General features: G+C 57.6%; 10 protein-coding genes. 9 read left to right on the top strand and 1 reads right to left on the bottom strand.

Features of this window, described 5'->3' with window-relative positions; translation table 11 throughout:
• The 7 genes from BN1189_RS02115 to BN1189_RS02085 all read left to right on the top strand — a co-directional run.
• Nucleotides 1-989: amidase family protein (locus BN1189_RS02115; protein WP_040225003.1), on the top strand; the 989-nt coding region annotated here is incomplete at its 5' end.
• A complete protein-coding gene (gene gatB, locus BN1189_RS02110; protein WP_040225002.1) occupies nt 989-2,419 on the top strand; it encodes an Asp-tRNA(Asn)/Glu-tRNA(Gln) amidotransferase subunit GatB in 1,431 nt (476 codons plus the stop codon). The genes BN1189_RS02115 and gatB, both read left to right, overlap by 1 nt.
• A gap of 193 nt (nt 2,420-2,612) precedes the next feature.
• Nucleotides 2,613-3,272: a superoxide dismutase family protein gene (locus BN1189_RS02105; protein WP_040225001.1), complete on the top strand. Its 660-nt coding sequence runs from the start codon at nt 2,613-2,615 to the stop codon at nt 3,270-3,272.
• Between the two features lie 133 nt (nt 3,273-3,405).
• Complete coding sequence (locus tag BN1189_RS02100) at nt 3,406-3,975, top strand: thioredoxin family protein (protein ID WP_040225000.1); 570 nt, start codon at nt 3,406-3,408, stop codon at nt 3,973-3,975.
• 192 nt (nt 3,976-4,167) lie between these two features.
• Nucleotides 4,168-5,109 carry a diacylglycerol kinase gene (locus BN1189_RS02095; RefSeq protein ID WP_040224998.1) on the top strand — a complete coding sequence of 314 codons (942 nt, stop codon included), beginning with the start codon at nt 4,168-4,170 and terminating at the stop codon, nt 5,107-5,109.
• A gap of 305 nt (nt 5,110-5,414) precedes the next feature.
• The gene (locus BN1189_RS02090) at nt 5,415-6,398 is read left to right on the top strand and encodes a c-type cytochrome (protein WP_040224997.1); all 984 of its coding nucleotides are present in this window, start codon (nt 5,415-5,417) and stop codon (nt 6,396-6,398) included.
• Between the two features lie 103 nt (nt 6,399-6,501).
• The gene (locus BN1189_RS02085; RefSeq protein WP_040224996.1) at nt 6,502-7,494 is read left to right on the top strand and encodes a c-type cytochrome; all 993 of its coding nucleotides are present in this window, start codon (nt 6,502-6,504) and stop codon (nt 7,492-7,494) included.
• Nucleotides 7,495-7,538: 44 nt separating this feature from the next.
• Here the strand turns inward: BN1189_RS02085 and BN1189_RS02080 are convergent, their stop codons facing one another.
• Nucleotides 7,539-7,967, bottom strand: coding sequence for an NUDIX hydrolase (locus BN1189_RS02080; protein WP_040224995.1), 429 nt, complete (start codon nt 7,965-7,967; stop codon nt 7,539-7,541).
• 402 nt (nt 7,968-8,369) lie between these two features.
• On the opposite strand from BN1189_RS02080, the gene BN1189_RS02075 reads away from it, so the two are divergent.
• Both BN1189_RS02075 and BN1189_RS02070 read left to right on the top strand, forming a co-directional pair.
• On the top strand, nt 8,370-9,737 hold the full coding sequence (locus BN1189_RS02075) for a cytochrome ubiquinol oxidase subunit I (protein ID WP_040224994.1): 1,368 nt from the start codon (nt 8,370-8,372) through the stop codon (nt 9,735-9,737).
• Nucleotides 9,734-10,747 carry a cytochrome d ubiquinol oxidase subunit II gene (locus BN1189_RS02070; protein WP_040224993.1) on the top strand — a complete coding sequence of 338 codons (1,014 nt, stop codon included), beginning with the start codon at nt 9,734-9,736 and terminating at the stop codon, nt 10,745-10,747. Before BN1189_RS02075 ends, BN1189_RS02070 begins: the two co-directional genes overlap by 4 nt.
• Nucleotides 10,748-10,774 lie beyond the last annotated feature (27 nt).

The raw sequence follows: 10,774 nt of genomic DNA, 5'->3' as shown, positions 1-10,774 counted from the left end.
TCGCCGCAGGCGAAGTGCCGTTCACGCTCGGCTCGGACACCGGCGGCTCGATCCGCCAGCCGGCGGCATATTGCGGCGTCGTCGGCATGAAGCCGACCTACGGCCGCGTGTCCCGTTACGGCCTCGTGGCGTTTGCGTCGTCGCTCGACCAGATCGGTCCGGTCACGCGCACGGTCGAAGACAACGCATTCCTGCTGTCGGCCATCTCGGGCCATGACCCGTACGATTCGACGTCGTTTGACGTGGACGTACCGGATTTCGCCTCCGCGCTCACCGGCGACATCAAAGGACTCAAGATCGGCATCGCGTCCGAGTACCTCGGCGAAGGGGTCGGGGAAGCATCGAAGAACGCCGTCCGCGAAGCGGCACGCGTGCTGGAGTCCCTCGGCGCGGAAGTGTCCGAAGTCTCGCTTCCGAATACGAAATATGCGCTTCCGGCCTACTATCTGCTCAGCTCGTCCGAGGCATCTTCCAACCTGGCCCGCTTTGACGGCATCCGCTACGGTTTCCGGGCGGAGGGCGTGGAAGACCTCGAGGACCTGTACAAGAAAACCCGTTCGGAAGGCTTCGGCGACGAAGTGAAAACCCGGATCATGCTCGGCACATTCGCGCTCAGCTCCGGCTTCTACGACGCCTACTATAAAAAGGCGCAGAAAGTCCGCACGCTCGTGCAGGGCGACTTCATGGACGCGTTCGAAAACTATGACGTCGTCATCGGGCCGACCGCGCCGACCCCGGCATTCAAGCTCGGCACCCAGATCGACGACCCGCTCACGATGTATGCCAACGACATCCTGACGATTCCCGTCAACCTTGCGGGCGTCCCGGCGATCTCCGTGCCGTGCGGCTTCACGGAAGGGCTGCCGCTCGGACTCCAGATCATCGGCCGCCACTTTGACGAATCGACGGTGTACCGCGTGGCCCATGCCTTCGAGCAGGCGACCGATTACCACAAGCGGATGCCGGAAATCCGGGAGGTGCAAGCGTAATGAACTTTGAAACCGTCATCGGACTTGAAGTCCACGTTGAACTGAAGACCGATTCGAAAATCTTCTCCCCGGCGCCCGCCCACTTCGGCGCGGGACCGAACACGAACACCCACGTGATCGACCTCGGCTACCCGGGTGTCCTGCCGGTGCTGAACAAGCGCGCCGTTGAATTCGGCATGAAAGCCGCCATGGCACTCAACTGTGAAATCACACGTGAAACGAAGTTCGACCGGAAGAACTACTTCTATCCGGACAACCCGAAAGCCTACCAGATCTCCCAGTTCGACAAGCCGATCGGCGAACACGGCTGGATTGAGATCGAAGTGGAAGGCAAGAAAAAGCGCATCGGCATCACGCGCCTTCACCTTGAAGAAGACGCCGGAAAGCTGAACCATACCGATAAGGGCTACTCCCTCGTCGACTACAACCGCCAAGGGACACCGCTCATCGAAATCGTCTCCGAGCCGGACATCCGCACGCCGGAAGAGGCGTACGCGTATCTCGAAAAGCTGAAGTCGATCATCCAGTACACGGGCGTTTCCGACGTGAAGATGGAAGAAGGATCGCTCCGCTGCGATGCGAACATCTCGCTCCGCCCGTACGGCCAGGAAGAATTCGGCACGAAAGCCGAGCTGAAGAACCTGAACTCGTTCAACTTCGTCCGCAGAGGGCTGGAGCATGAGCAGAAGCGCCAGGCGGAAGTCCTTCTCTCCGGCGGCATCATCGAGCAGGAGACCCGCCGCTTCGACGAGTCGACCGGCAAGACGATCCTCATGCGGATCAAGGAAGGCTCCGATGATTACCGCTACTTCCCGGAACCGGACCTGACCGATCTCTCCATCGACGACGAATGGATGGAGCGCATCCGCGCCGAAATCCCAGAACTTCCGGATGCCCGGAAAGAGCGCTATGTGAACGATATGGGACTCCCGGCATATGATGCGATGGTCTTGACGCTCACAAAAGACATGTCCGACTTCTTCGATGAGACCGTGCGGGCGGGGGCGGATGCAAAGCTTGCCTCCAACTGGCTCATGGGCGAAGTGTCCGCCTACCTGAACACGAACCAGAAGGAACTTGCCGAGACGGGCCTCACGCCTGAGAACCTGGCCGGTATGATCAAGCTGATCGAAGCCGGCACGATTTCCTCGAAGATCGCGAAGAAAGTATTCAAGGAACTTGCCGACAATGGCGGAGATGCGGAGAAGATCGTGAAGGAAAAGGGCCTCGTCCAGATTTCCGACGAAGGCGAACTCCTCAAGATCGTCACTGACATCCTCGACAAAAACGAGCAGTCGATCGAAGACTTCAAGGCCGGCAAAGACCGCGCCATCGGCTTCCTCGTCGGCCAGGTCATGAAGGCGACGAAAGGCCAGGCGAACCCGCCGCTCGTCAACAAGCTCATCAACCAGGAAATCAGGAAACGCTGATTTGGAAGGCCGCCCCCGGGCGGCCTTTTTGGTTTTTAGGCGGATGAAATTGGATGAAGCCTCCAACGAACGATCCAAAGGCATCACCCTCTCTCCGGCTTGAACCGCACGGAGAACAGCCCATCCTGCCCAGTTTTAAAAGTCCGGCCGGAGTGAATATAGAAAGGAGTTATAAAGAAGGGAGAAGTGAGAAATGAACAAGTGGAAATTGTTGATGGCCAGCGGCTTCATGATGGCTTTGCTGGCCGGATGCGGAGACCAAGATGCCGGAACGGCGGATGAGGCGGGGAGCGACAATCCGGCCGTGACGCAAGATCAGGCAACTGAAGAGGAAACCGGCGATACAGACACAGATGCAAACGAAGAAGAGACCGGAACGGATGACGCCTTGGAAGGCGCCGAGGAAGTGAATATACCGCTGAAGAACGCGGACGGGAAGGAAGTGGCGACTGCCGTCCTGAGCGAGAACGCCGACGGCACGGTCCATGTCGACCTGACCGCCACAGATCTGCCGCCGGGCACGCATGCATTCCATATCCATGAATCCGGAATGTGCGAAGCGCCGGACTTTGAGTCGGCTGGAGGCCATTACAACCCGGAAGACAAGGAGCACGGCAAAGACAGTCCGGAAGGCAGCCATGCCGGAGACTTCGACAATATTGAAGTCGACGAGGACGGCAAGGCGAGCGTCCAGTTTGATACGGACCAGGTGTCGCTTCAGGAGGGCGAAGACAATACGGTGTTCACCGAAGCCGGCACGGCCCTCGTGATCCACGCCGATGAAGACGACTATGTATCCCAGCCATCAGGGGACGCCGGCGACCGGATCGCCTGCGGCGTCATCGAAAAGTGAAGAATGGACACAGGCTGCAGACTAAGCGACTCCGCTTTTCTGCAGCCTGTTCTATTATCCCCGGCACCTCTGCCCGCCTTCCATTTGATTAAAGGTTTTGCAATCCGTACAATTTAGGCAGGAGGGGATTTGCATGAAGACGGAACAACAGTATTTTGAAGAAGGGATTCCGCTCGGGGAGTACATGGAAGGCATGACGACCCACAAGGAGAACAGCCAAAAGGTATATGAAGGATTCAAAATGCCGCAGGGGGATGAATTCATTGCACTCCTTCAGGAGAACAAGCCGCATATTCTCGTGATCACGGAAGACTGGTGCGGGGATGCGATGATGAACAATCCGATTCTTCGCCATATCACGGAAGCGGCCGGTCTGGATGCCAGGATTGCCTACCGGGATGCAGACACCGAGCTGATCGACCGGTGGCTGACGAACGGCGGACGCTCGATTCCCGTGTACCTTCTCATGAACGACGAAGGGGAGGTCCTGGCGAAGTGGGGACCGCGGGCACCGCAGCTCCAAGAACTCGTAATGGAGCAAAAGAACTCCCTGCCGTCCAAAGACGACCCGGCATTTGAAGAGAAACAGAAAGAGATGTACGCTTCCATGATGGAGCAGAACACGACGAACCCGGACTACTGGCTCTGGGTCTACGAGGACATCCGCAAGACGTTCATGTCGGCTCTGCAAAAGCAGTCATGAGCTCCGCCGGTGCTGAAAACTCGGAATAATGCTCCGGGTTGCGCAAACGGCCTGGCAAGAATATGATGGAGTAAAAGGGGAGCCGGCCGCATGTCGGCTCCTTTTCGTGAGGCCGGCGGGATCATCGGCCCCGTCACTGCGTCCTATCAACAGGGCTCAAACAGAACATTTAAAAGCGAGAGGACAGTCAAGATGAAACGTGCACGGATTATTTATAACCCGACATCCGGACGGGAGATTTTCCGGAAGCATCTCCCCGAAGTGCTTGTCCGCCTGGAAGAGGCGGGATATGAGACGTCCTGCCATGCGACGACTTGCGAAGGCGATGCGACCGAGGCGGCGAAGCTGGCCGTCGAGCGGGGATTCGATACGATCATCGCGGTCGGCGGAGACGGGACGCTCAATGAAGTCGTCGCCGGGATCAGCGGTTTTGAAGAACGCCCGGTCATCGGCCTGATCCCGACCGGGACGACGAACGACTTTGCGCGTGCGGTCCATATTCCCCGGGACATCGACGAGGCGCTCGACATCATCATCGCCGGCGAGACGATCCCGGTCGATGTCGGCATTGTCAATGACCGCCACTTCATCAACATCGCGGGCGGGGGCAAGATCACCGAGCTGACATACGAAGTCCCGAGCAAGCTGAAGACAGTGCTCGGACAACTCGCCTATTATCTGAAGGGGATCGAGATGCTGCCGTCCATCCGCGCTTCCCAGCTCCGGGTCGAGTACGACGGGGAAGTGTTTGATGACGAAGCGATGATGTTCCTCGTCGGGCTCACCAATTCCGTCGGCGGCTTTGAGAAGCTGGCACCCGACGCCAGCATCAACGACGGCAAATTCAGCATGTTTATCCTGAAAAAGTGCAACATCGCCGAATTCATCCGGGTCGTCTCGCTCGCGCTCCGCGGCGAGCATCTGAATGACCCGCTCGTCATCCATGCGAAGCCGTCCCGGATCACCGTCACTTCCGACGAAAAAGTCCAGCTCAATCTGGACGGGGAATTCGGCGGCCTGCTGCCGGCGGAGTTCAAGAATCTGCCGCGCCATATCCGCATGTTCGTTCCGCTCGAACGGATTCCGGAGAAAGACAGGACACAGGCTGCGGATCTGTTGATGGAAACAGAATAAAGGCTGGATACGCTCCCGATTGGGGGCGTTTTTTGTTGGGTGGAAGAGCGGGAAGCGGATCGTACGATTGTGTCGAATTGAGTCTCTTGGCAATGAAAGAAACAGGAGTGTGATAAAACTCACTGCAACGCCTCAGCCGTTATGGCGATCCGGACGGCCGGTCGTCGGAGAAAGCCGGCCCCATGCGGTTTGTCTGTTTATCCCATTTTCGTTTTTTCGCCAGAATGCTCACCGGATTGTCAACGCACGAGGAGCGGATTTCCTGTAGGTTAAAGACAGACAAAGATTGAGAGGAGAGGAACGTGATGAAGAGATCGACGGGATTGACACTGGGGGCCCTGTTCCTGGGGGCGTTGCTCGTCATCGGCTTTCTCGGATTCCGGCTGTCTGCAGAGATGTCGGCTGCCGGCAAGGACTCCGCTCTGGAAACCGAAACGTCGGAAGATCCGGGGATTGACGGCGAGCTCGCCTATAACCCGCCTTCGATGGACGATGTGCCGGAGGGTCCTGAAGGTGAAGCGATCAAACGGGGGTTTGATCTGGTGAATAACACGTCCGAGGTGCTCTGGAGCGAAGCCGCGACTGCCGAAGACGGCCGTGAGCGGGTGAACGGGCTAAGCTGTACAAGCTGCCACGCCGGAGCAGGACTTGAAAAAGATTCATCGTCGCTCGTCGGGATGACGGCCGCCTATCCGATGTACATCGGCCGGTCGGGGCAGATCGTCACGATAGAAGAGCGCATCAACGGCTGCATGGTCCGCAGCATGGACGGTGAAAAGTTCGCCGATGATGACGAGGATCTTGATGCGATGGTCGCTTACTTCAAGTATATTTCCGAAGGAGTGCCGGTCGGGGCCGAAATGCCGTGGCGCCATACGAACAGCATGGATGATATGCCGGTGCCGAACGTGGAGGACGGCGAATCGCTTTATAAACAGTCCTGCATTGCCTGCCATGCAGAGGACGGGTCTGGAATTGGTTCGAATTCGGGGCCGGCGCTCTGGGGAGAAGACTCGTTCAACGACGGAGCGGGCATGGGCCGGATCACGAAAATGGCCGGATACCTCCAGAACAATATGCCAAAGGGCGGGGAAGGCACGTTGTCCGATCAGGAGGCCGCGGACCTGGCTGCCTATGTGCTCATGCATGATCGTCCGGAGTGGAAAGGCCATGACAAAGACTGGCCGAACGGCGGGCGGCCGAATGACATCATCACAAAAGAGCGCCGAGAACAGATCCAAAATGGCACGATCGACTGGGAGGAAGTATTGAAGCCGGTTGAGAAATAACCAAGAGGCAGGCTGCGGCTGAACGCGGTCTGCCTTTTGTTTTGCAATTTTTCAAGTAGGGTAGAAGTGGGATGGACTGATCTAGTGAAAGGGGAAGATAGTGATGCAGAGAAGTACAGGGATCACACTTGTCTTCCTGATCGTCGTGTCGCTGGCGACCATCGGTTTTCTGGGAATCCGTCTCGGGCAGGACAAGCAGGAGGCCGAGCAGGCGGAAGAGACGGGGACTGCCGGCAATCTTGAAGAAACAGCCGGAGAATCCGGTGTGAAAGGCTCATCGTTCAATCCGCCGTCGATGGATGAGCTCCCGGACGGGCCGATGGGCAATGCGATCCAGCGCGGCCACGATCTCATCAACATGACTTCGTCGGAATTGCGGAAAGAAGCCTCTTCTGCCGAAGAAGGTGAGCAAAAAGTGAACGGCCTCAGCTGCGCCAGCTGCCATGCCGGCGCAGGCCTAGAAGAAAGTTCGATGTCGCTTGTCGGATCAACGATCTCCTATCCGCAGTACAATGAGCGGGCCGATGCGGTCATGACGATCGAGGACCGCATCAACGGCTGCATGGTCCGTAGCATGGACGGCGAGGAGTTCGAAGCCGGAGACGCGGATCTCGAAGCGATCGTGGCCTATATGTCTTACATCTCGGAAGGGATTCCCGAGCGCTCGGAGCTCGATTGGAAGGATCCTGTTGCCATGGAGGATGTACCGGTCCCGGATGCCGATGCCGGTGAGCAACTGTTCCAGCAAGCCTGCATCGCCTGTCATGCAGTAGACGGAAGCGGCACAGGGGAAATTTCAGGGCCGGCCCTGTGGGGGGATGAATCATTCAACGATGGTGCGGGATTGTCGCGCCACGACAAAATGGCGGGATTCATACACGATTTCATGCCGAAGACGGACCCCGGTTCCCTGACGGAGCAGGATGCCAGCGACCTCGCCGCATTTCTCCTCATGCAGGAACGTCCGGAGTTCGACGGGCACCGTGATGACTGGCCAAAAGGCGGCCGGCCGAACGATCTCATCGATAAGGAGAAGCGGGAACAGCTAAAGAATGGCGACATTACATGGGAAGAAATCGTCACAAAAGACAAATGAAACAAGAAAACGGGCCGCGATCTCAGATCGCGGCCCGTTTCCGATCAAAGCGCATCGAGCGCCATGTCTTGTTTCCCGGCAAGTTCGGGAACATGGTCGACCGGTACCCAGTGAAGCCGGAGCACATTGCCGCGGTCTTTGCCGTTTCCGGTCACGGTATGCTCCCACTCTTCCGGTCCTTGTCCGGTGTATTCCAGCTGGAATATATTGCGCTCGTATTTACGGTCCCGGTGTCGGGGGAAAAATGTATTCTTTGCAAGTTTGCCGACGAGGACCAGGTCATTTTTAGAAATGCCAGTTTCCTCTTCGATTTCCCGGTAAAGGGCGTCCATCAGCAGTTCCCCTCGGTCGATCGTCCCGCCGGGCACCTGTGCTCCAGCTTCGGGATGGTCTCGCTCGGTATAGACGAGCAGCTGCTGGTCCGGCCCTTCTCCGCGTGTGACATATGCCAGTACTCTTCTTCTTAGTTCCATGGCCGGCACCTCCTGTTAAGTTGATTCCTTCATTATACCAAATGCTCGGAACATTCGCAATGCCATTGTCATCATTTCGTCACTGGACATCCACCGATTTGTCATTCCCTCTCCACGGATCCGTCATGATTCCGGCGTTACAGATGCCGTTCAGGGGGTATGATATAAAGAGACAAGGGGGAGCGCCGATGTATAAAAAACAGGAACGATGGCTCATGTGGCTCGCCTTCATCGTCGCGGCGATTATGCTGATTGCGATTGCGGGCAGGATTTTCGGCGGCTGAGCCAAATTCCCGCGAATCATCAAACGTCGATGATCCGGACTGCCAAGATATATACCCGTTTTAGCATGTGGGAAAACTATTTGATCTCACATGCGTTCCACCAAGGAGGGAAAACTGCATGGGAAATGAAGAAGCCGTGTTTTTCTCGCGGGCACTCACCGAACTGACGCTGAGCTTCCATATCATCTATGCCACAATCGGCGTCGGCGTCCCGCTTATGATCATGATCGCCCAGTGGGTGGGCATCAAAAAGAATGATGAACATTACATCCTTCTCGCGCGGCGTTGGGCGCGAGGGTTTGTCATTACCGTGGCGGTCGGGGTCGTAACCGGGACCGCCATCGGTCTGCAGCTTTCGCTCCTCTGGCCGAACTTCATGGAGCTTGCCGGACAGGTGATCGCCCTGCCGCTCTTCATGGAAACATTCGCCTTCTTCTTTGAAGCGATCTTCCTCGGGATCTACCTTTACACGTGGGATCGTTTCGACAACCAGAAAAAACACCTGCTGCTGCTCGTTCCGGTTGCACTCGGCGCCTCGTTTTCGGCCGTATTCATCACAATCGTGAACGCCTTCATGAACGCGCCGCAGGGCTTTGACATCGTGGACGGGAAACTCGTCAATATCCAGCCGATCCTCGCGATGTTCAACCCGGCCATGCCGACGAAAGTGGCGCATGTCGTCGTGACGGCATACATGACTTCGGCTTTCATCCTTGCCGCGATCGCCGCATTCCGGCTGCTGAAAGGATCCGACCATATTTATCACAAGAAGGCGCTCCATCTGACCGTGAAACTCGGCCTCGTCTTCTCGCTCGGCGCGCTGCTCATCGGCGACCTTTCGGGGAAATACCTTGCCGAATACCAGCCGGAGAAACTTGCTGCCGCCGAATGGCATTTTGAAACGGAGGGCGAGGCGCCGCTCATGCTGTACGGCGTGCTCGACGGCGAAGAAGTGAAATACGCCATCAAGATCCCGTTCGCCCTCAGCATCCTGGCGCACTCCAATCCGATGGCGGAAGTGACGGGCCTGAATGAGTTCCCGGAAGATGAAATTCCGCCGCTTTATATCCACTATCTGTTTGATACGATGGTCTCGATCGGGATGCTCATGATCGCCGTTTCGGGCCTGTACTGGCTCGGCAGCCGGCTCGGCTGGGCGTTCATCCGCTCCCGCTGGTTCCGCTGGGTCGTCGTGGCGGGTGGACCGCTCTCGGTCATCGCCATGGAGGCCGGCTGGTGGTATGCGGAAGTCGGCCGACAGCCTTGGGTTCTCCGGGGCATCATGAAAACACCGGACGCCGCGACCTCAAGCGCGCACGTCGATCTGATGCTTTACCTGTTCGCCCTGTTGTATCTCGTGCTCGGGGTCGGCAGCGTCGTCGTTCTCCGGCGCATGTTCCGCAGGAATCCGGTGGAACAGGAAATTGCGGACCGTGAGGCCGAGCGCATCGCGGAGGAGAAAGCGAAAGGGGGAGAAACGTCATGACCCTTGAAATTCTCGGTATATCCGTGCTGTGGACTTTCCTGTTCGGCTATCTGATCATCGCTTCGATCGACTTCGGAGCCGGATTCTTCAACGCGTACAGCCTGCTCACGGGGAAAGAACGCATCCTGACGAACGTCATCCAGCGCTACTTGTCCCCGGTCTGGGAAGTGACGAACGTGTTCCTCGTGTTCTTCTTCGTCGGCATGATCGGCTTTTTCCCGTCGACGGCGTTCTACTATGGAACGACGCTGCTCGTCCCGGTCAGCTTTGCGATCATCCTGCTCGCGATCCGCGGGTCGTACTATGCATTTGAGACTTATGGTGCCCGTGGACACAAAGGCTATTCATTCGTCTACGGCGCAGCCGGCCTGATCCTGCCCGCTTCGCTCTCGATCGTGCTCACGATTTCAGAAGGCGGCTTCATCGACATGATCGACGGCAACCCGGTGCTCGATTACAAGGCACTGTTCCTGAGCCCGCTCACGTGGTCGATCGTCGTTCTGAGCGTCGCAGCGCTGCTCTACATCTCGGCCGTATTCCTCACCTGGTATGCCAACAAGGCGAAGGATCCCGATGCGACCGAGCTGCTGCGCAAGTATGCGCTCATCTGGTCGCTGCCGACGATCATCACGGCAGGCGGCATCATCTGGGAGCTCCGGGCGCACAACCCGGAACACTATGACCGCCTGCTCGACTTCTGGTGGATGTTCGCCTTGTCGGGCCTCCTGTTCCTCGGAACGGTGTGGCTTCTCTGGAAGCGGCGCAACTACGGACTCGCCTTCTGGCTCCTGTTCGGCCAATTCGCGCTCGCCTTCTACGGCTACGGCATCTCGCACTATCCGTACCTGCTGTACCCGCATCTCACGCTCTACGACGGATTCACGAACCAAGCCATGGCGACCGCGCTCGTCGTCGCCTTCATCCTCGGGCTGCTCTTGCTCGTCCCGTCGCTCTACCTGCTGCTCCGCATGTTCCTGTTCGACAAGGACTACGTAAAAGGCCGGAAATAAGACGAACACGCCTGACCGGCGAAAAGG

The organism is Bhargavaea cecembensis, assembly GCF_000826125.2.
Lineage (GTDB): Bacteria > Bacillota > Bacilli > Bacillales_A > Planococcaceae > Bhargavaea > Bhargavaea cecembensis_B.
Note: the sequence above shows the minus strand (reverse complement) of the source record. Positions and strands in the feature narration are given on the sequence as shown.

What these genes read in the sequence shown, in the direction of transcription:
- gatB (WP_040225002.1), top strand. Translation starts at nt 989, where the DNA reads ATGAACTTTGAAACCGTCATCGGACTTGAAGTCCACGTTGAACTGAAG.
- BN1189_RS02105 (WP_040225001.1), top strand. Translation starts at nt 2,613, where the DNA reads ATGAACAAGTGGAAATTGTTGATGGCCAGCGGCTTCATGATGGCTTTG.
- BN1189_RS02100 (WP_040225000.1), top strand. Translation starts at nt 3,406, where the DNA reads ATGAAGACGGAACAACAGTATTTTGAAGAAGGGATTCCGCTCGGGGAG.
- BN1189_RS02095 (WP_040224998.1), top strand. Translation starts at nt 4,168, where the DNA reads ATGAAACGTGCACGGATTATTTATAACCCGACATCCGGACGGGAGATT.
- BN1189_RS02090 (WP_040224997.1), top strand. Translation starts at nt 5,415, where the DNA reads ATGAAGAGATCGACGGGATTGACACTGGGGGCCCTGTTCCTGGGGGCG.
- BN1189_RS02085 (WP_040224996.1), top strand. Translation starts at nt 6,502, where the DNA reads ATGCAGAGAAGTACAGGGATCACACTTGTCTTCCTGATCGTCGTGTCG.
- BN1189_RS02080 (WP_040224995.1), bottom strand. Translation starts at nt 7,967, where the DNA reads ATGGAACTAAGAAGAAGAGTACTGGCATATGTCACACGCGGAGAAGGG.
- BN1189_RS02075 (WP_040224994.1), top strand. Translation starts at nt 8,370, where the DNA reads ATGGGAAATGAAGAAGCCGTGTTTTTCTCGCGGGCACTCACCGAACTG.
- BN1189_RS02070 (WP_040224993.1), top strand. Translation starts at nt 9,734, where the DNA reads ATGACCCTTGAAATTCTCGGTATATCCGTGCTGTGGACTTTCCTGTTC.